This window comes from Leptospira alexanderi serovar Manhao 3 str. L 60, assembly GCF_000243815.2.
Classification (GTDB): Bacteria; Spirochaetota; Leptospiria; order Leptospirales; family Leptospiraceae; genus Leptospira; species Leptospira alexanderi.
The window spans coordinates 70,430-95,771 of record NZ_AHMT02000036.1 but is presented as its reverse complement, the minus strand read 5'-3'; the positions used below and the strand labels follow the sequence as shown (position 1 = coordinate 95,771).

Genomic DNA, 25,342 nt, shown 5'->3' with positions numbered 1-25,342 from the left:
AATCAAACATTCCATTAGTTGGATCCGCTTTTTGATCATGCTTAGCACTATAAGAATTCATAACACCAAGATTGATTATAAATAGCATACGGCATGCATCTGCCCCCATGGTATCCTTACATTCTTTACTATTCGCCCAAACCGCAATTAATTGACCACTTTGATAATTTGCAGTATTTTTGAACGTCATTGCCCATAAAGTTCCTCCACCAGGTGCCAATTCTCCTTTGGCTAAAAATCGTATTCCAACGTCCCAATAATACCGCCCCTTCGGAATAAACGTCGCGTTATGCACAAATCGGTTTACACCTTTCGAAATCCCACTCGTATTCAATCTCTTGTCGAGACCATTCGCACCAAAATCCTTCCCCATCCCATGACCGATAATCCGATTCACCATGTGCATGAGCCCAGGACCACCAACGTGCCCACTCGGATCCCTGTATGAAACTGGATTCCCATCCACATACATATAACGATTCATACCGTTAACGTTAGTCGGCATAACTACCGAATCCGCTTGCAAGAACCTTCCTAACGTCGGCTCGTAATATCTCGATTTGTAATAGTAAAGACCAGTGTCTTTGTCCTCGATTTGTCCCGTAAACTTGTAACGAAATATATCCGGACCATAGGAGTCATTGCGATTGATCGATCCGTATGGTTCGTAAGAAACGTAACTCACGCCTGGTTCCGGACCCGATGCAGGGTTCCCCGCTCCGTCCGTAATCATTTGAATCGATCCCAAATGATCCGGATGAAAAAAGTACATTCCGGTTACCGGCATTCCTCCGACACTTCCACCACCCGTCATTCCTACTCCCGGATTTTGGATGTTCGGTGTTCCCGGTGCTACGTTTGCGCCCATTGCAAGGAGCCAAAGCGAGTCTCCCTTCTTTATCGCCATTTCACCATCCACTAATTTAATTCTTACGAGACTCAACTGAAACAAATATTAGTTAAAAAAATATTAACCGCTAATCCTATAACTTCGTTTTGTTTTTTTTCGACGTTTGAAAAAGGATACAATATTCCACCCCATAGAGAATAGTATGCGCTCCATGGAATTTTGATATCCAAGGCATGTATTTTCTGATTTTGTTTTGAATCAAATACAGCCATAGATATGTTGGAAATTCGATTAGAATGAATTGGAAATATTCCCGCTGAGAGTGTCCCAACTATATTAAAAAAATTAAATGGTATGCTTGCCTCTTCCGAATATATCATCTTATATTTAAGATTATTTAATTTCTTATTTGAAGATAGTTTAGTTTCTATATATGTTACCATCGTATCCCTATTTATATTATCAAAAAATCTAAATCTATCTTTTCTATTTTCATTTATTTTTTGATCTGGAAATTCCAATTTAATTTCTGAAAAAGACATACAGGAATTCGTGATATTTGAATTAACCAGATGATCATAATTCTTAATTCTTCCTGTAAATACGCAGCCATGGAAAATGAAAATTGAAATGATTAACGTGCTAACTTTGTGAGTCATCTAAAACATTCCTCCCGAAGACATTCCAATTCCGAAAGCCCCACCACCCGTGCCTGTTGTAGTTCCAACTACGCAGTTATAGGTCATTTGATAAGTTGTTATTGGATCATTAGTTGATAATGAACCTACTGATCCCTATAAAATAGGTACCGTTAATTTGAGCGCCAATCCCACGCTTAGACACAGAATTTTAGGTACTCTATTATGCAGAGATGAGTAAGGGGCGCAATTCAGGGAGTGAGATGTTGAGTTTCCTTCGCGGTCGACTTTGTTAAGCCGCCACACTTTGGTTTGCGGTGGCCGATTTAGATTTATCTATGGACCGGGGTCTAAGCCCTATCGAACGACCTAAACACCGACCCATAGGAAGGTGTTTGCTAAGTTCCATTAAACTTTACTTGAATACTGTGAATTGCTTCCTAAGGGGCGCAATTCAGGGAGTGAGATTGAGTTCATCAGAGAGCGATCAATCTGCCACCGGCCTTCTTGACTCCGTCGAATCAAGAATATCACACTTCGAGCTGTCTTACATCCAAGAACCATACTAATCTAAGGATCGCGAAATAGGAGGTGGAAAGGTTCGGGAAATTTTTCTTTACCACAAAATCATACTTCTCGCAAGTAAAAAGCCTCATTCTCGTCTGAACACTTGCGTTTTATTATATGTAAAGTTCTATTCACTAAAATCTAATCACTAACACGTCGGAACACTTGCGTTTTATTGTATGTAAAGTTCTATCCACTAAAATCTAATCCCCTAATCACTGACACGTCGGAACACTTGCATTTTATTGTATGTAAAGTTCTATTCACTAAAATCTAATCACTAACACGTCGGAATACTTGAAAAATATCAGTTTTTGATCCTTATGATCCCAAAAGCCTTCTTAATTTGTGGGGTTGGTTACGGCTCTCTACCAATCGTAACATAATAATCGCTTTCGCATTTGCTTACGCCGAACTCACGTTAATTAATACGGCAATCCTTTTCAAGAACCGTTAGGGGTCGATCAATCGGGCGAGAGAGCAAACTCAGAACCTCGTTTTATAAAACGCTCGGTTAGGTTCGCCAAAAGTTTATCCGTGACAGTTTAGTTTGTTTCGGATAATAGAACATTCCTTCCTTTTCTTACCGATAGTTAAGTAGCCTTCCGCACTTTCTCCATCGTCGTAGAATCTTCCGCTGAACACGGAGCCGTTTGCAAACCGATACGTCCCCGTCCCCGCCTTCTTATCGTTTTGAAAGTATCCAGAATATCTGTCTCCATCTTGGTACTGTATGTCTCCGTATCCATGTCGTTTATCATTTTTGAAACTTCCGGAATACACCTCTCCGGTATCATATACGTAAATACCTGGTCCGTTTTTACAATTTCCGTTCTTACAGCCGGGAGTGGAACCGAGATAAGACGAAAGCGATTTGGCAGATTCTTGGGGAGGTCGATAGATTTTGTTATCTGAGTTAAATTCTTCCGACTCTACGTACTTTTTAGGTTGGCCGAACGCGTCCTCTTGAAAGAATCTCCTTTCTTTCAGTTCAGGCTCCGAATCAAGATCGCTCTTCTTTTGAGAGCTTGATGTTTTGACATTTTCCTTTTTAGAAGTTACTTTGTTTTTCTTACCACAATCCGCTAAAACAAAGTATAAAAGCAGAATGATTCCTAACGTAAAAATTCTCTTCCGATTGGATCTGAAAAGGACCATCTCCTCCCTCCATTTAAAGTCCCTTCTTTAAATATCGGAAATCGATTCCGGTTTCAAAAGGTTTGGTTCTTAAGAATTTTTCTTCAATCGAATCAAACTGATTTCGGAAGGCGCCCCAAGTCGAATCGGAGGGCCCCAATATCCCGTTCCTCGGCTCACATAGATCCAAGTGTCCTTATGTTTGTGAAGTCCCGCAACAAACTTCTGCGCGAGATAAATAAGTAGATTCCCCGGAAAATACTGTCCTCCGTGCGTATGTCCCGACAACTGAAGATTGAATCCCGCATCGGCACCTTCAAAGACGCTGTTCGGTTGATGTGCGAGTAGAATTTTGTAATCCGTTTTTTCTCCGCCCTTCATCGCCCGATATGGATCCGTTTTATGCTCCACGAGGATAGATCCCGCTTTGAGATCGGTGACACCGGCGAGAGTCAGATTCGCTTTTCCATGTTTCAGAATTTGGTTTTCGTTTAATAAAATCTGAATGTTATGTTTCTTCAATTCACGAATCCAAGAAAGAGCACCCGAATAATACTCATGATTTCCGGTCACGAAAAAAGTTCCATGTTTGGATTTGAGATCTGCAAGAGGAGTGATATGATGAGCAAGTTTGCTTACCGGACCGTCGACCAGGTCTCCCGTAATCGCAACCAAATCGGGTTTAAGTTCGTTCACGGTTCTTACGACAGATTCTAAAAAACGCTTTTTGATTGTAGGTCCGATATGAATGTCCGAAATTTGAACGATCCTAAATCCATCCAAAGAAGAGTGTAAGTTTTTCTCAAAGACATCCACCGAAATCACTTTTAGCTTTTTATGTGCCTGATAGAATCCAATTCCTGTAAGTCCTCCCGCAAGTCCAAGTACGGAGAAGCTCAGAAGTTGGTTTAAAAATTCCTTTCTTTGTACAAGTTCTCCCGCATCGTTATCAATCGAATCGGAACTTGGAAAGAATTTTGTGAGTCCATACAAGGAAACCGCGGTTATGTCCTTCAACAAAACGAGACTGAATAAGATCGTAAAAAATCCTAACCCCGTGAACGCAAGATAGGAAAACGCAGTTTGAATCCCTTCGCGTTTGGAAGTCAAACTGATGTAATAACTGACCGGAATACTTAAGGTACATAAAAAAATCAACGTCCATGCAAACCAAGAAATCCAACTCTGCGTGCTCAAACTTGGGATTAAACGAAAACCAGTGTACGCGTAACCCAGCCCGATAATGAGGGTAAACACGGAAAGAAAGACGAGAAAACGAGAAATTTGATTTTCCATGGCCTATATAAGACCGATGAAAATCTCCAAAGTTCCTTTTCGTATTAAATTTTGGTCAGTATAGGTTTTTCTTCGGTATTTTCAGTTCCTCGAATATTCCCCCAAACCCTTGACGAACCTTTAGTTTCTCTTAGTTTTGACAAAATATCTATGCCTAAAAATGTTTTAGAATCTCTAAAACTGAAAAGTATTCTCAGTACAAGCACAATTTTAAACGCAAATTTAGATCTCTATCAGCTATTACCCCTAATCATGCTCTACTCCAAGGATCTTCTGGAGGCAGACGCGAGTTCCTTATTCCTTCTCGACGAAACGGAAGAATTTTTATACTGCGAAGTAGCGCTTGGTGAAAAAGGCGAAATCATTCAAAAATACGGACGCCTTGATATAGGACAGGGAATCGCCGGTTGGGTGGCCAAAGAAAAAAACCGATCATTTTAGAAGACGCGTATTCAGATTCTAGATTCAATCCATCCTGGGATCAAAAGACGGGTTACAGAACCCGTTCCTTGGTTTGTGTTCCTTTGTTCATCGAAAACAAGATTATCGGGACTCTTGAAATTCTCAATAAAACGCAAAACCGTTCGTTCGACGTCTGCGATTTGAACTATCTTACGTCCTTATCCGAAGTGGCCGCAATTGCGATCCAAAACGCGAAGATTCACGAAAATCTTAAAAAAAGAATCTTGGAACTTTCTCTTCTTTATGAATTCGAAAAACTCATCGTTTCCGAAAAAAGCATTCATGAACTGGGCAATTGGGTACTGGAAAGAGTTTTAGAATTTTTAGAAGCAAAAACCGGAACCATTTATCTCGCGGATCATACAAGTCAAACATTGAGAATTCTCGCAGCTAAAGGAATTCCAAAAGACGCGATTCATACGATCATAGTTCCTTTCGGTGAAGGAGTTGCCGGCTGGGTAGCCAAGGAAAGAAAAAATCTTCTCATACAAAACTTGGAAGAAGACAAACGTTATAATCTGAACGCGAAATATAAGTTCGAAGCGAACTCTCTTATTTCTTCTCCCTTAGTTTATAAAGACGAACTTTTAGGAGTTATCAGCGTCAATAACAAGAACTCTGGATTTGCGTTCCATAAAAACGATCTAGAAATGTTGGGGGCGATTGCAAACCGACTTTCGATGACGATCAAGAATGCGGACCTCTTTCATAAAGTCGTAAATTCCGATCGGGAATTACAAAGAGCCAGAGAAGTCATGTCGAAAGTAATCCCGACTACGATCCCTTATATCAAAGGTCTGGAAGTAGGAGCGGAACATATTCCGTACTCGAACGTGGGCGGTGATTTTTATAGCATATTCAAATTGGATTCGGAACGAACCGGATTTTTAGTCGCGGACGTTTCCGGCCACGGCCTTTCTGCTTCGGTCATAGCGACAGTAATGAACACAATCATTTCCACTTACGATAAAGAAATTCTTTCCAGCCCATCCCAATTTTTTTCGGGACTCAATCACGCCCTCAATAACAAAATGGTCGGGAATTTCGTAACCGCATTCTACTGTGTGATCGACACGAAAAAAGATACGATTCTTTATTCCAATGCAGGACACAATCATCCTTTACTTTTACAAAATTCAACCGATAGCATAATCTCTCTGGAAACGAAAGGAAAATTAATCGGTATTATTCCGGACCTTTTTTTCGAGGAGAAATCGATTCATTTCAAAACCGGTGATAGGTTGGTGCTTTATACAGACGGAATTTCAGAGCATTATTCCGACGACAGAACCAAACGTTACAGCGAAGAATTCATCTCTCTTTCAATTCATAAGTGCGCCTCTAAAACCGCTCGGGAAACATCCGCACAAATCATCTCCGATTGTATTGAATATTGCAATTATTCCAAGTTCAGCGACGATGTAACTCTTCTCGTAATCGATCGCAAATAAATTTTATTTTTAGGATATTTTCGCCGGATTCAAACGACATTTTGCGAATTTAGAACCGATTCTAATTTTTCTTAGTCAAATGTTATAGCCGTATATATACATTTTTATGATCGTTTGGTTAGGCCAGGTGATCTACAATTTAAAAACTTGACAAACACGTATTAATATATGCCATTATTTGAATATATTTTAAAAAATGAAACAAATCGACCGAAACCAAATTCTTCTTTATCTTGTTTATTTAAAAAACAACGAAAAACGTCATACGTCTTTATGAGATATTTTCTAAATCGAAGTAACTAACGTTAATTTGAACGATCATTATATAATATGCCGAATAAAATAAAAATCGCAATCATTTTTAAAACGTCTTCGAGTCTAACTAGATGAAATAAGGAGGATTCACAATGAATGCAATCACGATCTTTGCGCTTGCTTTGTTGGCAGTTCCTGTTTTTGCCCGTTTTGCACGGGTGACAAAAGAAGCGATGGGTAGATACCACCTGATCGGTTTAGGAGGTTTGTTCTTGATTTTGGGAGAAGCGACCCGAATGACAGCAGACAAAATCTCTCCGATCGCGACACTTCTACCAGTCATCGACATCGTCACTGTGGTTTTAGCATATGCGGGGGTTCTCTTCGGGACACTGTGGTTATCAGTGTATTATATAAAGCACCCGAATGAAATTTGAAAATTCTTAAGCAAGAATGAGGAAAAAGGCGGGCTTGTTCCCGCCTTTTTTGCGTACAGAGAATCGATCAATACGGAAAAATCGACCGACTTTTTGAAAGTTTTATCGTGAAATCAAGATTCCCACAGATTTACTCCTTTGGTAATTTTACGGATTTTATGGGGGAACACTTTTGTAGGTTCTCTTCATCTAAGTTTCTGTGTGTTTGATTCGATGCTCCTTTATAAGATTCTCCGACGCCCATTCAATAAGAAGACTTGAATCGTTTCTTTGTGCATATACAATCCTACGTACACTTTTCCTTTCACTTTAGTTTCTTCCTGTCTTGTGGTTAATGCTTGCGATTTTTCAAGTCCGGAAATTGTTTCAATTCATTTACAAACTCAAGCAACGCGACAAATCCTAAAGATCTGTCAAAATCCTCTTGCAAATCGAGAATGTAGGAGCTCATACTATCCCAATAAGCTTTCGCGGGTAAAATTGAAAGACTCAAAGACGGTATGAATCAAAGCGAACCAATCCGACATTCTATTCTTTATGCGGCCGATCCTCTTTGCCCCTGGTGTTACGGCTTTGGACCGGTCCTCCAAAAAATCCGGGAAGAATACAAAAACAAAATCCGATTTTCTTTGGTTCTAGGCGGCCTTCGCTTTGAAGACGAAGCCCAGTTCTTAACGCCCGAATTATCAAGGATCTTAAAGCACGAATGGAAAGACGCCGAATCCATCACAAAACAACCGTTTCAATCCAAGTTCCTCGATAGAAAGGATTTTCGATACGATTCCTTTCCCGCCTGTAAAGCGGTTATCAGCGTTCAAAAAATAAAACCGGAAAGAGCATTCGATTATTTGAATACTCTTTCCAAATCCTTTTATTACGAAAATCAAGATCCGACCTCCTTTCAGACCTTTGTTTTTCTTGCGGAAAAGTTCGGAATTTCTTCCAAAAAATTTCAATCCGTATTCGAAGATAAGGACACCGATATGGAAACCAAAAACGACTTTTATTTCGGTTTTTCCTTGGGAGTAAGCGCTTTTCCGAGTTTAGTCTTTTCAGATGGATCCGAAAGTGGAATCCTAACAAGAGGTTATTACACTTACGAACAAGTGGATTCCATTCTTCAAGATTATTTTAGAGCGATAAGAGTCTAAGATCTATCTCATAACCTTCCGCTTAGCTTCGAAACTTCGTTCTATGTCGTTATAAGTTATTTTCAAACAGGCTTTGATTTTAAGTATTCGTTCTTTCCTTTGTTTTTTCCTTGGCTTCCGTCTTGCCCACGTAATTTGCCAGAACCAAAAGTATTCCCCCCAAAAACGCATACCAAAAACCTGGCACCGATAAGGTTTCCGGAAACCAATCCCCGATAATCAAGATCACCCAAGCATTGATGATCAATCCAATCAAACCCAAACTCAGATAATAAAATACGATTCCGATTCCAAGAGTCATGATGATCAATATAAGTCGTAAGATTGTGTTGATGATTACGAAAGCAACGACAACGATAATCGAATTGAGCCAGCCACCTACTACGTGAAAATCAGGATGAATCAAAGGAAAAACGAACTCCACGACGAGAGACATCAAAATCAGAGAAAATAAAAAATGGATCATCGCACTTCCAAGTTAAACATAAACGTCAATATTGTTACCAACCGAAGGAGGTAAGGACCCTGGCGGAACGACCTGCGTATCCGGACTTTCAACCTGATTGTCCTGAACCGCTACGACCTCTCTCGAAGAAGAACCAGTTGATACGGGTGCAATCGAATCTGAAAATAAAATCTGCCTGGACCCTACCGCCATGTAAGACATAGTCTTTTGCTCCCATTCAATCCGAACCTACAGATATTATAGTAAAAGGCCCCGAGATCTTCAAAGGAAATTTATTGAGCCGTTACAAAAAATTCCCTCTTAACCGAGTTCTTTCGTAATCGACTAGACAAAACACATGTCGACCGAGTTACGGTAAATCTTTGCAATAAGACTCCTTGATTCTCTCTCCCAAGGTTTGAATAAATCGTTTATAAACATAAGGTAAAAACATGTCCTGGTTTCGAATCGTTAAGCATTGCGTGTTGCTGTTTCTTTTGTATTTGATTCGGGATTCCGAATATCTTTGGCATATTTTATTAAGCGCATTCGCAATTTCGTTTACGATTCATTTTTGGTTTAGATATAAAACGAGAGGATGGACACGAAGTTATGGACCGTGGAAACACGATCAAAGTATAAAATCTTTAAACTATCAATCCGAAAAAGATTTTGTTCAAAATCGCGCGAATTGCCTTCGTGAAAAATCCAAGATCATTTCGAAATTTCGGAAAGTTTAACGCTTTCTACCGATTCCGGAAAAACGAAACAAAACCGACAAAAGGCGAATGGATTGGACGCCTTTTTGATTTGTAATCGAAAAGACCGAGTTCGCCTCGACTCAGGTTGTTTCCCCGACTTTTCCGTCAAACCAAAGAAACGGTGTGATTTTTCGCATACAATTCTCCTTTAATTCTTCAACGACCCTAATATCCTTTTATCATAAACACGAACCGGTTTTATTTCAAAGTCTTCGCCGGATTTTAAAACGAGATCGTATCCATAAAATTCGGACATTCGGTCGTTTTTGAAATTACGATTCCTAAGAAAAAAGTTCTTGAATTTTTTCAGAATTCTTCCGAGCCTGATACTGCATGTTCCGCAATATAACTCTACTACCGCTTCAGCTTCAGCTTCTTCTCCTCCTTAGTTAGGGGAGCCGGTAGAGTTGTAAAAAAATACACGAGCCCGCTCCTTGAGTGGGCTTTTTTGTTTCCGGAAAATTCTCCTCACTCGGAAAAAAACCACTCCTGGAATCGGCCTCTAAAAGGAGAAAACAATGCCACAAAATTCGAAACAAGAAAACGCACACGTCATTCAGGACATTTTAACACCCGGAAATCAAAAATATATACAGTCCTTTTTGGAAATTCTTCAAAACCCTCTTCCCAAACATCCGCCCTTTTTTATGGACGTAACTTTGAGAGACGGCAATCAAGCTCTTCGCAAACCCTGGGATCTAGATCAAAAAGAAACGATCTTCAAACAACTCTTAAAGTTAGGCGTTCAAGGAATCGAAGTCGGATTCGCGTCTTCTAATTCTCAAGAATTCAAAGCATGCAGTCATCTTTCTTCCATCGCGCCGGATAATGTTGTAATATCCTCTCTTTCCAGAGCAGTCGAGAAGGAAATAGAAACTTCTTGGAAAGCAATTCGACACGCATCGAAATCTAGAATTCATATCGTATATCCGATCTCCGCATTTACGATCCAAAACGTTTTAAAGTTAAGTCCTGAAAAAGTTTTAGAAAAAATTTCCGAATCCGTCTCTTTCGCAAAAAGCCTTGTCGGTTCTAAAGGTGAAGTTCAATTTTCAGGTGAACATTTCGGAGACTCTCTGGAGAATTTAGATTTCGCCGTGGAAGCGTTTCGAGCGGCGTTGAGCTACGGGGCTGATATCATCAATCTTCCGAACACGGTAGAGCGTTATCGTCCTTGGCTTTTTGTTTCTATGGTAAAAGCCGTTCGTAATATGCTCCCTGAAAACGCAAAAATTTCTGTGCATACGCATAACGATTTGGGAATGGCAACCGCAACCACAGTTGAATCCTACTTTTCGGGTGCAGTTCAATTGGAGACTGCGTTAAACGGTCTTGGAGAAAGAGCCGGAAACACGAACACGTACGAGGTTGCGATCGCCCTTCATAACTGCGGCGTTGACGTTCCATTAAACCTTTCGGCGATCTACGAAACATCTCGATTGGTCTCTTACCTTTCGGATGTTCCCATCTATGAAAAGGCGCCTTTGATCGGCGAAGACGTTATCTCTCATCGATCCGGAATTCATCAAGACGGCGTCGCTAAAACTCGACATCTGCAAAAGGGCGCCTATCGCGCGTTCGACGCAACTTTGATCGGAAGACCTGAAGGAGATCGAATCGAATTTACAAGCCAATCCGGAAGAAGTGCGATTTTCTGTATTTTGAAAGACGCCGGAGAAGATATCACCTTGGAACAAGCAGGAAAACTACAACCGATCTTAAAGAAAATTTCGGAAGATTCGGGAAGAGGAGAACTGACTCTGAGTGAAATTCAGCTCGTATGGAATAAGATGAAAGCGATTCCTCACAAAGCGACTTCGAAGTGAATTTTGTCCGTGAGCGTTACCCCCGTCGGGAACGAGCGCTAAAAACGTAACTGAATTTCAGTTCTTTTAAGATTATTTCGGAAAATACGTGGGTTTAGCGAGATTTCTAATAATAGATTATTATTATATATAAAGAAGAAAAGCGAAAAATATCAAAGAAAATTTAGGAACCTTTAAGGTGCTATTTCGAATTCCGCTATTGCGTTCCTTGGTATTGCCGAAGATTCTCCGAACCAACGCACAAATCGATAGACGTACGCGGCTCGAAAAGAGTTCATACCATCTTCAAGGCAGATTTGTTTTAACAATTGATCTGCTGGATCCCGGTATAACTGCCAATCTAATTTTTTCTCTCGCATCAATTGATACAAGGCATCGTGTACAAGTGAGCCGCGTAGAAAGGTCTTTGTATCAATTGTAGGTCCGCTCGGTCCGTCCCATGCGTATCCGGCGTCTATACTCAGTAGACCGTCCGGAGTCATATCCACAAAAATTTTAACGTCTGGGTTTCCCAACTGTACAGGTATCTTTGTCCGAATATCCGTTTGAAATTTATACGGCTTTACAAGTTGGTACTTATAGTTTTTTAGACTTTTAAAAATAATTTGATCCATGATAGCCTCTTAATCGATATCGACGGCGTCTTTTTTAACAAGGGTGTCCGGTTGCGCATGCCCAAGTCCGGATCTTTCGAAAACACTCTTCACGATTTTATTGTAGAGTAGAATTGTAGCGAGATAACAAACGAAAAGTCGAATCGATTGATAAACCGCGAGCGTCCAACCTGGAAGAATTTTGCAAATCTCTTCTTTAACAGAATCGAACGAAACGCAGTACGTGAAAGCTTCCGGCATCGTAATCCAGTAAAAAATGTTGTATGGAACGGCGATTAACGTAGCGACTACAAACACAACGGGTCTCTTGTTTTTAAGTAAGAAACGATAAGGGAGATTTCGAAACAAGACTTGCGAAACAGTCAAAACGAGACTCATATAAAGCCCGTTCAAAAGGACTGTGGGCAGAAGTTCAATAATAGATTCGATCATACAAAGCCTTCCTTATAGCAGTCCTTTTTCTTTTAAGAACTTTTCGGGATCGGTTTCTTTTTTCCAATCCTGAGTCTTCTCATCCCAAGGCCAAACCTCGAAATGCAGATGCGCACCTAAGCTATATCCAAAATTTCCGGATTTTCCGATCAGATCGCCTGCGCTGACTTTTCTGCCTTTCCTAACTTTTGGATCAACGTGCTTAAATTTATAAAGGTTTTTTGAATGAACGCCCACGGCGAGGACGAAGGGAGTCCAAGCGCGATCTTCCGGAACTTCACCCGATTTTACCAAGTTGACCCAGGTGTGTATTTCAAAGCGAAACTTTACCGGATATTGTGGATCCCTCCCGAGAATAGATTTGATCACGCAGTCTTCGGGAGCAAATACGTCGTTATAACCTCCGAGATCAATTCCTAAATGGAATTGCTTGGATTTCTTTCCGTCGATATTTAAGTACCGCCATCCGTATTTCGAGGTGATATGAGGATTTGACACCGGTGCAAAGAAAAGCGGATTCTTTTGTGTTGCAATTTCTGAAATAGAATCAAACGTTTTTTCTTTCGAAATCTTATTCGTATAAGCTTCTGCGAGTCGAGACTCGTTCCAATAGTTTTGATTTGTTTGAATCGTTTTTAGATTTAGAAGTTTCCTAATGAGTGGAAGTAAAAGATTTAGAATTTGTAAGATCATTTTGTGATTCCTCCGTTTTGAACCTTTGAGTGAATTTTGTGGAGGAGTTCTTTCTGTTCGTCGAATTTCTCGTCAAACTTGCTATCGAGCTTTTCGATTCGAGTTTCAATCGTATCTAACCGTTTGTCAGTTGTTGAAGCCGTTTGTCGAAGAAGTGCGATTTCCATCGTATGCGTTTTTTCTAATTCCATCATCCGATCCGAAATACGATCTGTTTTTGACCGTTCTTGAAACAAAAGATTTTTACATTCGTCTTTTACTTCCTTTATTTTCGAATCGGCGTATTCCCTTTGTTCATCACGAAATTTTAATATTTGAGCTTTCACTTCCTTTCTGATTAAGAACCAAAGAAATACCGATAAAGGAGAAAAAAGAGGCAAGTATTTAAGAATCTCTTCCATTCAGGATGGTATCGCAAAAACAATCAAAGGGAGCAATTTTAGAAAAGTTTGATGTCTGCTATGTCTGTTCTTTTCTTGCTTTGATTCTTTTCTCTAAATTTTCATAATAAAACCCGATTCGCTTTGTCTTTAAGAAGTCGGGAAGATTTTCAAACTTCCCGGGACGCCAACCTTTTTTAAACATATCCTCACAGTGGTTCATCCACTGATCTTCGACACGGGCCATTCGGATCGCTTCGGACTCTGGCGAATCGAATTTTTTCTTACAATGTGGACATTCGATATTGAATTCTTTCAAAGTTTTTTAACCCAATAATTTTAGAGGTCCCTTTACTTGCCTTGATAAACTTACTTTTAGAGATTCATCAAAACCTGATTGAAATGCGTCACTCTGTGAATCGAAATTCTTATTTACTTCTGAATTAAATCAGAAGCTTGCTTTGCGACGCTTTTTGCTTCGTTGGCGTTTGGTGAATTGGAAAGAGCAAGTAATTTATTGATTTTATCAAGAATAGATTTTCTATCGAATCCCATATTATCACCTATGTTAAGTCCGCTAAGTCGTTTTATTCTGTCGTGATTTCATGAAAATTCCTCACGAGTTTCCTGCGCTTTGTAATCAATTGCTGCTTGAGTTACTTCCCTTTCGTAAAAATTAGGATTCTTTAAAATATCCAAAACTCCCTGCTGAAATTCTTCCTTTGTATCTGCGTCACTCAATGGGTATTCTCTATTATACCAAACATTGAGCGCAGAGATAAAGGCGGACCGCGCTTGAAGCACGAACGAAATCAGAAGAGTCGTATTATCAATGACATCTTCGGGAATTTTCGGTTCGATATATTTGAATTCGACAGGTATAAATATTTTCATCTTAATCTCCTCTTGAAAACTTATGGATGTATCGTATATAAAAAATTATCGCCATAAATTTTTATAGCTATCCCTGATGGCCTGTTCATTGATTCCAAATTCATCGATCAAATTCAAAAAAGATTTTTCGTCATAAAGCAGGGCCTGTCCAGTTGGGCAAATTGTAACGGTAGATGAGAAGGGAAAAATTCTCGGACTAAAAATCTTTGGGGTTTTCGAATACGAGTATTCTGGATCTAATCCGACGTTAGGTTTCTTGAATATTCAAGCGGACGGAACCGGAAAGATCAAAACCGCAGCGACCGGAACTCGCGTTCTCGTTATCTCCGTTGATACGGGAACCAAAAAAATGGCCTGCATTATTTAAGGAGAAAAGAAAGTGCCACACGTAAAATTAGGCAACGGACTTGTTCGTCTCGACTTACAAGCCGAAGCATATTCCGACGCAAAGAAAGCCGGTCTCTCCATGAACGAGTTCATGGAAAAAGAAGAAACTCAGTTCGGATACGATCCGGAAACGCCTTCTGGAAAAGGTCTTTCCGCATTCGAACGTCAACTCATGGCGAATGACGTCCCTATCAAAGAAGCTTCGTTTTCCGTAGATGACTTTATCAAAGCGTCCAACCAATCCAAGTATTTGTTTCCAGAGTTTGTAAACCAGAACATCTACATCGGAATGAACATGGGGCAACTCCAGGTAAAATTGGAAGATACGCATTCCGTGAAAACTCGAATCAGTCAAGGCGCGGCGAGATCCATAGCGTTTGATATCGAGGGATCCGATCTTACCGCGAAGAAAAAAGCAAAGGAAAGCGGCGGAAAATTTCCGAAAGCAACAATCAAAACTCAAGATAAAGCAATCGAAACGAGTCCCGTAGGACTCGAAATCGACTTCACGTATGAGTCTTTGAAGAGAATGCAAATTCTCAAGGTTCAAAATATCTTTCAAGTTTTCGGTTGGAAACTTTCCCAACAAATTACGAAAGAAGCTTTGCGAGTTATTAAGTCTGGTGACGGAAATACGGGAACGGAAGCGAAAACATCCCAAACTGTCGCAAACGTTTGGAAATATTCCGATGTAGTCAACCTTCTCCTTTCCGCAGATCAAGGAGTCGAATTCACTCACGCAGTCGTTTCCAAAAACTTTTTAGAGAAGATGCTCACCGACGAAACGAACTTCAAACAGTTCCAGTCTATGAACCTTCTCGAAGGATACGTGAAGACCGGTCAGGTTGAAAGCTTCTTCGGAGTGAACTGGAAAACTCATCCGGACATGGACGACGATACGATCTTGACATGGAACAAGGACGTAACCTTGGAGCTTTACGAAGATTCGGCAGGGCAACTCGTGGAAAGCGATCGGTTCATCCGAGAACAAATCGAAGGAACCGTAATCAGTTACGATTTCGCATTTGCGAAACTCTTTTCCGCAAGCTGTCACTACAAAACGAAGAAGCCGTAATCGGAATATTCAGAAAATGTTAAACAAAGTCGCAGAACTGAAAAAACAACTCAGGATCCAAGCAAAGACCCTGGATCTTTCCGATACAAGAGACGGGGATTCCCCGTCTGCCTATGAGGAGTTCCTCGAGTCTGCGGCGATGCTTGCCCGTGTAAGAATGTTTTACTGGGGAGTTACGATACCGAATGAAGGGCCTCTGCTGTATTCGCCAGCGCTTCTTACAGCCGAAGTCCTTCTCATCAAAGCCGAAATTGTGGAAGAGTTTGGATACAACGGTACTTTCGATCCGGAAGAAGTTTCCACCGGCGGCGGCGAAGGAACGCGCGTAAAACGTTCTCGAATGAGCGCGGAAGAACGCGGAGAAATCGCAGAAGGATTTCGTAATAAAGCTTATCTTCTTTTGTTCGGAAAACAACCTTCTGAAACTCCGGGGGTTGCATAATGAGCATTCAGGCTTTGCTTGATCGTGCTTTTGAAAAAGGAGCGCAAACCAAAATCAAAATCTTAACTCCGACTCAAGTTCTCGGGACCTCCGGACTGAATGCTTCTAAAAAAACGACGTATAGGAGCAGCGAAGACATTTCTTGTGTTTGGATTTGGAAGGATGCAGAATCCGACAACGAAGTCGGTGAAAGACAAGAATACCGCGCCGTGTGCCAGATTCTTCCGAAAGACTTGGAAACTATAATCGGACCGGAATGCAGGATTGGGAAAGACGGATCGGAATGGTTAATCGATACGATTCACCCGGTGCAAGAACTAGAAGGTTTTTCTTTGATTCGAATCGAAGTAACGAAACCAAAAGCGGGAGGAAACAAAGTATGAAATTCCTTACCGTAACGGATACGTTCGGCCCCGTACTTCAGAACGCGGTTTCGAAAGGACAAGACAAACTCTCAAAGGTCCAAGACAAAAACGCTGCAATTGTACAAGCGAACATAACGAAAGGGATTCGTTCCCAAAAATACAAATCCGGTTGGCCGGAACTTTCCGAAACAACCAAAGAAAGAAAAGAGAAGAAAGGAAAATCTCCTTTGACTCTCATCGAGGAAGGAGAACTTTCCTCTTCTTTTGAAATCGTAAAAGAAAATGATTCCACTGTTGTTGTGGGAACCAATTCTCCATACGCTCGAATTCATGAATTCGGATTCAAGACAAAAAACATTCCGGCCCGACCTTATTTCAGACCTGCATTAGAAGATTCTAAAGAATTAATCATTCAAAATTTCAAGGACGCCTTGAAGGAGATTTTCAAAAAATGAGAAAGTCTCATATCGATTACATCCGCGAAATGGTGGAAGGGATTCAAATCGGAGAAACTGTTTTGATTCCGCCCGATCGTTTTTTTGAGTACCAGCCGCCCTTGGACGGGATTCAAGAAAGAATTCCGTGTGCGATTCTAAAATACTCAGAACCTACAAACACTTTAGGAAGAAAAATCAAACATCGTTTAGAAAGAATCGTTCGCGGGAATTCCGCGTTTTTAAAAAACGCGGTGCGTCATGTGAAACAGGAATTCAGATACACCGTTGATTTCTGGCTGAATGAACCGGATGCGGACGTTGTAAGTACGATCCTGAATCGTGGGATTTTGGATCAGTGCCTTTTGTTTGTGAGCCTTCGGACGTGGATCAAAACAGCGGACGGAATTCCAATCGAGGTTCGTCTCGGAAAAACCGGACTCGTGGATGATCCTGCAAAAGAAACCGGAAACTACAAACTGTATGCAGAGGTTATCTTTAAGGACGGGCTCTACACGATCGAGGAAGAAGAAACATTGGCCGGAATCGAGTTGGAAATTGAAGGACCGATTCCGGAAAGAGTATGACGAATGAACAGTCTTCAAAGTATATTCATATATCATAAAGTTATTATAACAAAAGGAGCACAGTAATGGCCATAGGATCAGTTTCAACCACACACGTCTCAGGAGGGCTCGGAAACAGTTTTCCGCATGAAGATAAGGTTCATGCAAAAATCGGACAAGCAGAAGGGTGCGATGCAAATGCTCCTATCCTCATTTCTTCGTACCAGCAAGGAAAGGACGTATTCATCAGGGGGGAGTTAGTCGATTCTTTAAAACAACACTTCGAAGAATTTGACGAAGAGCTCGGCGAAGTTCCCGTTCCGGTTCTGTGTGTTCGACCTGAAAACGATCAAGCTGGCTCGGTGGACCCGGTGATTCCTGATATCGAAAATACCGGATCCGCGCATGTCCCTACCATAGCAGGAGTTCCAGTCGGAAACCGATCTGTTGTAATTCGAATTTCTAAAGCGGGGGCGCTCGGAACAGCGGAATATCGTAAAAGTGAAAACGGTGGGGATACGTTCGGCCCTCCGATCGTAATTCCTGGAAGCGGAACAGTCGCGCTTTCTGCTGGAATTACGGCAACGTTTCAAAACGGCACGACCCCGGCGGAAACGTTTCACGTAGGAGATACGTTTCGGTTTAACATCAAGGGCCCTGATCCTTCCGAACAAAGTCGACTTCTCGCTATCCAAGCATTGAAAACCGTAGACCAAGGAAACACGCCTTTTTACTGGTTTCACCATCTTGGCGGCGTTAGTCGTTCTTTTGCCATTTCCGTTTCGGTTCTTTTGGAAGAGATGAGAACTCAAAATTTTTTCCGAATCTTCGCGGTTTTGGAAACGGACAGAAAGACCGATACGGAATTGATCGAATCGTATTTTCTTCGGATCCAAGACGAGTGGGACTCTTTCGAAAATGAAAGGGTATGCGTAGTCGGAGCGGAAGGCCGTTACATTTCAGGTGGGATCAACTCAAATGGCGGATGGAACGCGTCTTTGGAACTCGCTGAAGCGATCGGAGAATGGCGCTACGTTTCTATGCGCGAGACTTGCGGCTCATCGAGTCAACGTTAGTGCCGCCTGGGTTGCCAAAAACAAATCCAGAACCTTCATAGGAATTCGTTATTGGAACGAAGGTTACAAAGGATATAAAACTGCGTTTGATGATTTGGGCCTGACTATTCTTCAAATCTATCCCGACTACCAAGGTGTCTTTATTGCAAGTGACAATCTCATGGCGGGCGCAACTTCCGACTTTCGATACATTCCGGAACTTCGTCGTGCAAACAAAATGCACCGGATCGTTTACCGCGAATCTCTTCCGTTTTTAAAATCGGATACGGAAACCAACTCCGGAAGCGGAGGCCTCGACTATCTCAAGGCTACGGTCGACGCGAAGGTATCTTCCGAAATGGAGAGAGCAGGAGAAGCGGAGATTTCCGGTCATGAAATCAAGTTCCAACCGATCAAGACGGTCAACGGAAGAAAAATTCTTCCTGCGACTCTCAAGATGTACATCAAAGACAGAATCGATGCGATCCAGTGGTCTACTGAATTCGCGTTGGCATAAGTAAACTAAAAGGAGAAATTCAAAATGCCAAATCCAGGAGATATTTTACCGCAGAGTTTAAGTTTTGAGAACTTCACTCTAAACATGTTGGGCCGAGAGTTAATCAAGTTCAGTAAATTTAGTTTAGACTACGAAGCGGACATTGCATTTAAGCTCGGTAAGGGCGGGGAGCCGGTTTCTTGGTCTGTAAAATCCTACAAACGTCAGGCAAAGGCCACGATCGAACTCGACGAGTTGAAATATATGATCAAACTCGCTACCCCTTTTGGTGGGGATCTTCTCAAACTTCCACCTTCTCCGATTACTGCACGTTGTGAGGTGGAAGGAGGAACTCTGCTTTTAACCGTCCCAGCGGCGAAGATTGTAAAGTTTTCCCTCCCCTTTGAGACTGGGGCGGATGCTGCTGAGACAGATCTGGATCTTGCGGTCACAAGTTATCCGATTATTACATTTACTTAATATATTTTACAAGGAGAATCAAAAAATGGAAATCCAAGGTACTCAAAAACATGACGACTATCAACAGGCGATCGCAAGTCTTCCCAAAGAGTATGTTTCGATAGACGAAGGTTTCTTGAAACGTCACGAAGTGGAAATTGAAGTGATCAAAGAGTTTTTATCCAACAAGGGCGGTCTTCATCTCATTCAAGTGGACGAGTATTCCATTCTGTGTAGAATTCCTTCCAGAGAGACGCTTTCCAAAGTTTCGGAGCGTAGTAAAAAGTTAGATCCGATCGAAGCCGATATTGACTTCGTAAATCGTTGTTTGGTGTATCCAAGTGCTGCAACATTTTCCGGTTGGACAAATAACGGAGCTCCTGGGCTTGCCTCTTCAATCAGCCGTAAGATTTTCGATCTGGCAAAAGTAAATCAAGAGGCGGTTTCAAAAAAGCTTTAGCGGATCGGGAAGCGGAAATTCGTTCGGGATTTGGGGCGTTTGAAAATTTAATTCGTCTCTTATCTCCCGAGACTCCGATTCCGGATCCGTTTGACGCGGAAGAAATTGCAAGAAGAAGTAAAGACGTTCAGTGGACACAAGAAAGGATTATCGAGATCATCGCAGTCGGAGTTGCTAAAGGAATCGCAAAAGCATTCGGTAAGTGATAATCTTGTTTACAAAGGATTTGTAATTTAGGATATAGGAATAGATAAAGATGGCGAAAGATTGGAAAGGTTTTGATCCAAAAAATCCAACAGCGAGCGATTTGATTCCGTTTGCCGGAGTGATCTATTTTTTCTTACATCTTTGGTCTTTCTTTCCTTTTCTGGGAATCATTCCTGCGTTAATTGTCATTCCGTTTAATAAAAATAAATTCCTAAAATACTTACCTCTTGTAACAAACCTTTATATGTCCACGGTCTATTTGCTTTACCTTTACAAGTAGGTACAAATGGATACATTCGAACTCGGTGTTGTTTTAAGTCTCAAGGATTACGTATCCAGTCGTCTCGGTGAAATCGAGACGCGTTGGAAAAATGTTCGAAAGAGTATGGATGATACATCCGCGTCCGCAAGACTTTTTGACCGTTCGATGGGAATGGTTCAAGCGGGACAGAAAATGTTGGAGCTCGGATCTGCCGGACTCTACATGTCCAAATCTCTTATAGAAGCGGGTCTCGAAGCCGGTAAACTCGAAAAGAACATTGAATCGCTAGGTGTTACCAAAGACGAGGTTACGAAAATCTCTTCGGAAGTGCGCGCAATGACCGGAGACATGGGAATCGCTCAAGAAACCTTCTTGTCCGGAATCTATGATATCAAGTCCGCCGTATCCACTTTAAACCCCGCCGAACTTTCAAGTGTCGCGGGCGCATTGGGTAAGGCCGCAATCGCAACCAAAGGAGATTTTGCAGGACTTGCGGACCTTTTTGGTACGACACACTCACAGTTTAAAAAGATGTACAACGAATCGGACGCCGCATTTGCATTACGTTTTGCGAATACACTTTCATTATCTGTTCAAAAGTTCAAAACGGACGGCGCTAAGATGCAAGCGGCAATGCAAGGGCTGGGTGCAACTGCGGCGGGAATGGGTGTAAAACTCGAAGAGCAGATGGCAGTTTTGGGAATGCTTCAAAACACGATGCTTCCGGGAGTCGCCGGAACCTCTTACCGCGCTTTTTTAAGTTCGGTGGGAGAAGGATTTCAAAAACTCGGACTCAGCGCAAAAAACGCACAAGGTCAAATCAAATCCATGCCCGAACTTTTGGAAGAGATGAATCAAAAATATCAGAATTCCTTTGTAGTCAATCAGGCTACAGGGAATAAGGTTCTGAAGCTTGATGCAAGAAACGAAATCAAAAAAGCGCTCGGTTCGGAAGAAGCTGTGGCCGCGCTTGAAAATCTCCTTCCCAAAATGGGAGAGTTAAAAACTTCAATTGGAGAAATCCAAAATGCAAACTTAAGCGGCACTGCGGAAGCCTTAAACAAAATGGCGGGAATCAACCAGGATAACCTGTCGTCTCAATTGGATCGAACATCGGAAGTTTGGAAGAGTTTAAAAACAAGTCTCGGTCAAGATATTTCCTCCGGTCCGATTCTTTCCATCGTAAAAGGTTTTGGGGATATGCTGTCCGGGTTGACTAAATTTTTAGACCAAAGTCCCGGGCTCAGGAAATTTATTTCCTATCTCGTAATCGGCGGATCCGTTGCGTTATTTTTAGGAGGCGCATTCACTACGCTCGTTGGAATTGTAGGAATGTATACCGCTGTGACGAGTTCCGCGGCGGCTGCAAAAATTTTTGATACCATAGCAACTATAAAGAACTGGGCGGCAAAAGTTGCAAATAGAACCGCGACCATTGCGTTAGCTGTCGCAGAATACGCGTTAATCGGTATCGTAGGAACTGCGATTTACTCTTGGAAAGCCCTGACGTTTCTATATGGTATCATGACGAGTAAAACCAAAGCCTTAGCCGCTTGGCAGACAATCCAAACTGGAGTGACTACCGGGCTTACGTGGGCTTCGAATCTTTTGAATGCTTCTCTTTGGGCTAACCCGATCGCTTGGGTCGTTGCGGGAATTATGCTCGCGGTAGGTACAGTTGTCGCTGCAGTTTACTATTGGAATGAATGGACGAGTGTCGTTTCAAACGCCTGGAACCAACACAAAAATCTAATATCGGCCCTTTTACTTTTAACCGGTCCGATCGGCTGGACCATTGCGGCTTTAGTAAAGATCAAAGACAATTGGGCCGCAATTACGGGATGGATCGACAAAGCTGTGGTTGCCGTAAAAAGTTTCTTTGGTATGGGAGGTGATCAAGTAGCGATCGGAGTGACACAAGAAGCTTTAAAGACCGTCGATGTCAAACCGGCAGCAACTTCCACGACAAAATCCGTTTTAGAGGGAATGGGAAGCGTTGACAAGATGTTGACCCAAACGGGAGGAGCAAAGCTTGATTTAAGCAATCAAGCCCAATACTCCAAAGCATTAGAAATTCCTAAATTAGATCCTTCTTTACTGAATAGTCCATTACAAGGGTATCCGGGTGGAGCCGGTAAACAAGCGATTCAAATCACGATCAAAAGTCTCGTCGACAAAGTGACATTTCAGAACAATTCTTCCGGATACAAAGACGCTGGAGATTGGGTTGGAAATACATTTACAAACGAAATCAAAAAATTAGCAAATCAAGGAAATCCTATGACCCCATACGCACTTCAATTTGGAGGAACTCAATAATGTTTTTAGACCCAGCTCCAGGCGGTTCTTTTTTAGCGGTTACAGGGAGTGACTTAGATCCTGTAAAAATCGGCGGTTATAGTTGCCCTCGGGGAACAAAGGTTACGATCTCTCAGGAAAAAAACTATTCCAAGACAACCGTTCCCGGTCGAGAAGGAACAATTAAAGAAGTTGTAGGTTTTCATGATTGGCAGCTTACGATTGAATTTGAATTCGTTAGTAATACCGGAATGCAGTTAGGCGCTCTTTCTGAGTTGCGCGATATTCTTTCAAAATGGAAAGAAACAGAATGCGTTTCCATTATACACCCTAAAGTAAACGCACTCGGAATTATTTGGATCGCTTTAACACGAATTGAATTCCCGGACGAAGATCGCGGTTTTGAACTTCCCGTACGAATCGAAGCAATCAGTGATGATCCATCTTTTGATTTGGAGACTCCTCCAGAATGAACGAGCGCGTCCATTACGTGAAAGAGAACGATACTCTCCAAAGAATCTCGGCCCTATACTGGGGAGATTGGACATTGTGGCCGCTACTGAAAGATTCGAATTCGCACTTGATCCAAAAAATCGGTTTTGATTGGCCTGAAAAATTAAAAGAAGGAATCGCTTTAAAAATTCGGATGGATCTTCCTACTTCTGACTTGGATCATACTGTGCTCGAAGACGACTGCTATGAGTCCTTAAGTTTATTCTACTATTCTACAGAACATTTTAGTGAACGGATCCGAAATCAAAACGGGCGAAAAATCCTTCGGTATTTGATCGGTAGTAGGATTACAATCCCAGCGCTCGTAGATCGAAGAACGTTTCAAACTTCTAAGGAGAGAATCAAAACATGGCATTGATTATGAGACAACGTTTACTCATCGGTGGTAAAATTCTTCACAAAATCTCGGAAGCCGAACTTGTTTCCGGAAGAAAGGAACCACACTCTCAGCTGACAATCAAGCTTCCTAAGATGAAAGGATATGACAGCAAAGCATTCAAAAAAGGTGATTTAGTGCGTTGGTGGGCCTGGTATGAAGGATACAAAGAATCCCTTGAATTTGAAGGAAAAATTGTGAGCATATCTCCAAAGATGCCTTTGGAAATTGTTTGTAGAGACAATATGCATGATCTTCAACTCAAAACTGTAAATTTTAATATTGATAAGATGACAATACCTTCAATCGTTAATCGTTGTATTTCCGCCGAGGATGTAATTCCTAAAATTGACCCAACCATTGCTTCAATACGATTAAGTTATGATATTTTAACCGCAGGAAAACGCGCCGCTTTCGTACTTCATCGACTAAAAAAATATGGAATCGACGCTTTTTTTCGGAATAGTTTTTTGGTAGTTCAGAATCCAACGAAAATCTCACCTCCCGCTAAAAAGAAAGTCTTTCAATTGGGTCACAACGTAATCAAAGACAATCTCTCCACGCGGGAAAGTAGGCCGATCCAAGTCAAATTAAGAAGTTATAATATAGATACCGGAAGAATGCAAGAGGCTACGTACACGGAAAACGGCGGTGAAGAGTTGGTTTTTGACTTGGACGGAATCTCCTTGTCCGAACTTAAAAAAAGAGCGGAGGAAATTTATCACGAGATTGCGGGGACTGGTCTTGTCGGAGAATTTGAGACCTTCGGAGTTCCGTCGGTACAACATTCAGAAATCATAACGTTTGTTGATCCTGATGATAAACTTAGATCGAAAGACATTTTTGTAGATAAAGTGATTAAAACTTGGTCCGCTAAAAATGCAACGTTTAGACAAATCATCCATCCGGCGGTTGTGAAATTCAAGGATGCTGTATGAGCGTTGCCCAAGATATAGTTACTCTCTTTTTTAGTGAGTTTACAATCAACTGGGCAACGATGGCAACGGTCGTTCGTGTTCAGGAAGAACCGGACGATTCCGGCAAACCGGGCCTTTTGATTGCGACAGTCAACGGCGCCAATAAAGAAAATATACGCTGGTTTTGGCCGATCAAACCCGCTCCGGGAAGTCGTTGTATTATTCTCTTCGGAGACAACAACGCAAGTAGAGCAATAGCGATCGGTTTTACCAAGACCGCAAAAATCAAAACAAAGATCGCCGAACTTTGTGAGATTGAAGTAGACGAACAAGGTTTTAAAATCGATCATTCTCAATTTCTTTCCGTCATTGCAAAGCTTACGGAAGGAAAGCTGACTTTAAAAAACGGTCCCACTTTAGAAGTCGCGTTAGACTCCATTCAAAACAAAATCAACTTCAAAGGGAAAGTCGAAGTCGGGGACGCAACCATTTCCGGAGTCGATACAAACGCTTTAGAAACTTGGATGAACGAAATCGTCACATCATTACAAGCCCTCTACACCGCGATTCAAGCGTCACCTACAACTCCAATGGATGGAGGCGCATCTTACAAAGCTGGACTTGCCGGAGCTATTTCTTCGAAACCCATCCCTTCGGTTCCAGTCGATTTAAAAGTTTCGAATCTTAAATATGGAAAGACGTAACTTTGTTTGCTATCTCAAATTTGAATTTTGAAACAAA

The 25,342-nt window shown here is 41.6% G+C and carries 29 protein-coding genes and 5 pseudogenes; 21 read left to right on the top strand and 13 right to left on the bottom strand.

Annotated features, from left to right (window positions below; translation table 11 throughout):
- The 4 genes from LEP1GSC062_RS12280 to LEP1GSC062_RS12265 all read right to left on the bottom strand — a co-directional run.
- Positions 1 to 907 (bottom strand): RHS repeat domain-containing protein (locus LEP1GSC062_RS12280; protein WP_020984398.1); only part of this gene is annotated, 907 nt, incomplete at its 3' end.
- Between the two features lie 32 nt (positions 908 to 939).
- Positions 940 to 1,392 (bottom strand): hypothetical protein, encoded by a 453-nt coding sequence (locus LEP1GSC062_RS12275; RefSeq protein ID WP_039941956.1) that lies wholly within the window; start codon positions 1,390 to 1,392, stop codon positions 940 to 942.
- Between the two features lie 1,194 nt (positions 1,393 to 2,586).
- Positions 2,587 to 3,213, bottom strand: coding sequence for an MORN repeat-containing protein (locus tag LEP1GSC062_RS12270; protein WP_010576160.1), 627 nt, complete (start codon positions 3,211 to 3,213; stop codon positions 2,587 to 2,589).
- A 69-nt stretch (positions 3,214 to 3,282) separates the two neighbouring features.
- Positions 3,283 to 4,488, bottom strand: coding sequence for a metallophosphoesterase (locus LEP1GSC062_RS12265; RefSeq protein WP_020984379.1), 1,206 nt, complete (start codon positions 4,486 to 4,488; stop codon positions 3,283 to 3,285).
- A gap of 150 nt (positions 4,489 to 4,638) precedes the next feature.
- On the opposite strand from LEP1GSC062_RS12265, the pseudogene LEP1GSC062_RS12260 reads away from it, so the two are divergent.
- The 3 genes and pseudogenes from LEP1GSC062_RS12260 (at position 4,639) to LEP1GSC062_RS12250 (ending at position 8,244) form a co-directional block, all read left to right on the top strand.
- Positions 4,639 to 6,401 (top strand): annotated as a pseudogene (locus tag LEP1GSC062_RS12260) (SpoIIE family protein phosphatase).
- Between the two features lie 407 nt (positions 6,402 to 6,808).
- Entirely contained in the window at positions 6,809 to 7,093 is a 285-nt protein-coding gene (locus LEP1GSC062_RS21835) for an LIC10816 family protein (protein WP_000991776.1), read from the top strand.
- A 500-nt stretch (positions 7,094 to 7,593) separates the two neighbouring features.
- Entirely contained in the window at positions 7,594 to 8,244 is a 651-nt protein-coding gene (locus tag LEP1GSC062_RS12250; RefSeq protein WP_010576164.1) for a DsbA family protein, read from the top strand.
- A 79-nt stretch (positions 8,245 to 8,323) separates the two neighbouring features.
- Here LEP1GSC062_RS12250 and LEP1GSC062_RS12245 read toward each other — a convergent pair whose 3' ends face one another.
- Complete coding sequence (locus tag LEP1GSC062_RS12245; RefSeq protein ID WP_010576165.1) at positions 8,324 to 8,710, bottom strand: phage holin family protein; 387 nt, start codon at positions 8,708 to 8,710, stop codon at positions 8,324 to 8,326.
- 12 nt (positions 8,711 to 8,722) lie between these two features.
- Entirely contained in the window at positions 8,723 to 8,911 is a 189-nt protein-coding gene (locus tag LEP1GSC062_RS12240; protein WP_010576166.1) for a hypothetical protein, read from the bottom strand.
- 230 nt (positions 8,912 to 9,141) lie between these two features.
- Here LEP1GSC062_RS12240 and LEP1GSC062_RS12235 point away from each other — a divergent pair.
- Positions 9,142 to 9,336: pseudogene (locus LEP1GSC062_RS12235) on the top strand (hypothetical protein); the annotation flags it as partial.
- Between the two features lie 632 nt (positions 9,337 to 9,968).
- The gene (leuA2, locus tag LEP1GSC062_RS12230) at positions 9,969 to 11,276 is read left to right on the top strand and encodes a 2-isopropylmalate synthase LeuA2 (RefSeq protein ID WP_010576168.1); all 1,308 of its coding nucleotides are present in this window, start codon (positions 9,969 to 9,971) and stop codon (positions 11,274 to 11,276) included.
- Positions 11,277 to 11,449: 173 nt separating this feature from the next.
- Here leuA2 and LEP1GSC062_RS12225 read toward each other — a convergent pair whose 3' ends face one another.
- The 7 genes and pseudogenes from LEP1GSC062_RS12225 to LEP1GSC062_RS12200 all read right to left on the bottom strand — a co-directional run bounded on the left by LEP1GSC062_RS12225 (position 11,450) and on the right by LEP1GSC062_RS12200 (position 14,289).
- Complete coding sequence (locus LEP1GSC062_RS12225) at positions 11,450 to 11,890, bottom strand: hypothetical protein (protein WP_010576169.1); 441 nt, start codon at positions 11,888 to 11,890, stop codon at positions 11,450 to 11,452.
- Positions 11,891 to 11,899: 9 nt separating this feature from the next.
- Positions 11,900 to 12,322 carry a hypothetical protein gene (locus LEP1GSC062_RS12220; RefSeq protein WP_010576170.1) on the bottom strand — a complete coding sequence of 141 codons (423 nt, stop codon included), beginning with the start codon at positions 12,320 to 12,322 and terminating at the stop codon, positions 11,900 to 11,902.
- 12 nt (positions 12,323 to 12,334) lie between these two features.
- Positions 12,335 to 13,015 (bottom strand): M23 family metallopeptidase, encoded by a 681-nt coding sequence (locus LEP1GSC062_RS12215; protein ID WP_010576171.1) that lies wholly within the window; start codon positions 13,013 to 13,015, stop codon positions 12,335 to 12,337.
- Entirely contained in the window at positions 13,012 to 13,416 is a 405-nt protein-coding gene (locus LEP1GSC062_RS12210) for a hypothetical protein (RefSeq protein ID WP_020984358.1), read from the bottom strand. Before LEP1GSC062_RS12210 ends, LEP1GSC062_RS12215 begins: the two co-directional genes overlap by 4 nt.
- A 58-nt stretch (positions 13,417 to 13,474) precedes the next feature.
- Positions 13,475 to 13,714, bottom strand: a complete 240-nt coding sequence (locus tag LEP1GSC062_RS12205; RefSeq protein ID WP_020984356.1) for a hypothetical protein — start codon at positions 13,712 to 13,714, stop codon at positions 13,475 to 13,477.
- A 116-nt stretch (positions 13,715 to 13,830) separates the two neighbouring features.
- Positions 13,831 to 13,950: pseudogene (locus LEP1GSC062_RS21830) on the bottom strand (DUF2786 domain-containing protein); the annotation flags it as partial.
- Positions 13,951 to 13,998: 48 nt separating this feature from the next.
- Positions 13,999 to 14,289 (bottom strand): hypothetical protein, encoded by a 291-nt coding sequence (locus tag LEP1GSC062_RS12200; RefSeq protein ID WP_010576174.1) that lies wholly within the window; start codon positions 14,287 to 14,289, stop codon positions 13,999 to 14,001.
- Between the two features lie 148 nt (positions 14,290 to 14,437).
- On the opposite strand from LEP1GSC062_RS12200, the pseudogene LEP1GSC062_RS12195 reads away from it, so the two are divergent.
- The 16 genes and pseudogenes from LEP1GSC062_RS12195 to LEP1GSC062_RS12125 form a co-directional block, all read left to right on the top strand.
- Positions 14,438 to 14,656, top strand: a pseudogene (locus LEP1GSC062_RS12195) (hypothetical protein); the annotation flags it as partial.
- A gap of 12 nt (positions 14,657 to 14,668) precedes the next feature.
- Positions 14,669 to 15,751: a hypothetical protein gene (locus LEP1GSC062_RS12190; protein WP_010576175.1), complete on the top strand. Its 1,083-nt coding sequence runs from the start codon at positions 14,669 to 14,671 to the stop codon at positions 15,749 to 15,751.
- A 16-nt stretch (positions 15,752 to 15,767) separates the two neighbouring features.
- The gene (locus tag LEP1GSC062_RS12185) at positions 15,768 to 16,193 is read left to right on the top strand and encodes a hypothetical protein (RefSeq protein WP_010576176.1); all 426 of its coding nucleotides are present in this window, start codon (positions 15,768 to 15,770) and stop codon (positions 16,191 to 16,193) included.
- 14 nt (positions 16,194 to 16,207) lie between these two features.
- Positions 16,208 to 16,576 carry a hypothetical protein gene (locus LEP1GSC062_RS12180; RefSeq protein ID WP_078123753.1) on the top strand — a complete coding sequence of 123 codons (369 nt, stop codon included), beginning with the start codon at positions 16,208 to 16,210 and terminating at the stop codon, positions 16,574 to 16,576.
- Entirely contained in the window at positions 16,573 to 17,013 is a 441-nt protein-coding gene (locus LEP1GSC062_RS12175; RefSeq protein WP_010576178.1) for an HK97-gp10 family putative phage morphogenesis protein, read from the top strand. Before LEP1GSC062_RS12180 ends, LEP1GSC062_RS12175 begins: the two co-directional genes overlap by 4 nt.
- On the top strand, positions 17,010 to 17,579 hold the full coding sequence (locus tag LEP1GSC062_RS12170; RefSeq protein ID WP_010576179.1) for an LIC10173 family protein: 570 nt from the start codon (positions 17,010 to 17,012) through the stop codon (positions 17,577 to 17,579). The genes LEP1GSC062_RS12175 and LEP1GSC062_RS12170 overlap by 4 nt, the downstream gene beginning before the upstream one ends.
- A gap of 65 nt (positions 17,580 to 17,644) precedes the next feature.
- Positions 17,645 to 19,130, top strand: a pseudogene (locus tag LEP1GSC062_RS12165) (DUF2586 family protein).
- A gap of 24 nt (positions 19,131 to 19,154) precedes the next feature.
- A complete protein-coding gene (locus tag LEP1GSC062_RS12160) occupies positions 19,155 to 19,589 on the top strand; it encodes a hypothetical protein (RefSeq protein ID WP_010576180.1) in 435 nt (144 codons plus the stop codon).
- A 25-nt stretch (positions 19,590 to 19,614) separates the two neighbouring features.
- Entirely contained in the window at positions 19,615 to 20,028 is a 414-nt protein-coding gene (locus LEP1GSC062_RS12155; RefSeq protein WP_010576181.1) for an LIC_10177 family protein, read from the top strand.
- A gap of 17 nt (positions 20,029 to 20,045) precedes the next feature.
- Complete coding sequence (locus tag LEP1GSC062_RS21825) at positions 20,046 to 20,234, top strand: hypothetical protein (RefSeq protein ID WP_078131904.1); 189 nt, start codon at positions 20,046 to 20,048, stop codon at positions 20,232 to 20,234.
- Between the two features lie 50 nt (positions 20,235 to 20,284).
- Complete coding sequence (locus LEP1GSC062_RS12150) at positions 20,285 to 20,515, top strand: hypothetical protein (RefSeq protein ID WP_010576182.1); 231 nt, start codon at positions 20,285 to 20,287, stop codon at positions 20,513 to 20,515.
- Positions 20,516 to 20,521: 6 nt separating this feature from the next.
- Positions 20,522 to 22,816 (top strand): phage tail tape measure protein, encoded by a 2,295-nt coding sequence (locus LEP1GSC062_RS12145; protein WP_010576183.1) that lies wholly within the window; start codon positions 20,522 to 20,524, stop codon positions 22,814 to 22,816.
- Positions 22,816 to 23,268 (top strand): DUF6046 domain-containing protein, encoded by a 453-nt coding sequence (locus LEP1GSC062_RS12140; RefSeq protein ID WP_010576184.1) that lies wholly within the window; start codon positions 22,816 to 22,818, stop codon positions 23,266 to 23,268. Before LEP1GSC062_RS12145 ends, LEP1GSC062_RS12140 begins: the two co-directional genes overlap by 1 nt.
- On the top strand, positions 23,265 to 23,666 hold the full coding sequence (locus LEP1GSC062_RS12135; RefSeq protein ID WP_010576185.1) for a LysM peptidoglycan-binding domain-containing protein: 402 nt from the start codon (positions 23,265 to 23,267) through the stop codon (positions 23,664 to 23,666). The genes LEP1GSC062_RS12140 and LEP1GSC062_RS12135 overlap by 4 nt, the downstream gene beginning before the upstream one ends.
- Positions 23,657 to 24,622, top strand: coding sequence for a hypothetical protein (locus LEP1GSC062_RS12130; RefSeq protein ID WP_010576186.1), 966 nt, complete (start codon positions 23,657 to 23,659; stop codon positions 24,620 to 24,622). Before LEP1GSC062_RS12135 ends, LEP1GSC062_RS12130 begins: the two co-directional genes overlap by 10 nt.
- Entirely contained in the window at positions 24,619 to 25,305 is a 687-nt protein-coding gene (locus tag LEP1GSC062_RS12125; RefSeq protein ID WP_010576187.1) for a hypothetical protein, read from the top strand. Before LEP1GSC062_RS12130 ends, LEP1GSC062_RS12125 begins: the two co-directional genes overlap by 4 nt.
- Positions 25,306 to 25,342: the final 37 nt, after the last annotated feature.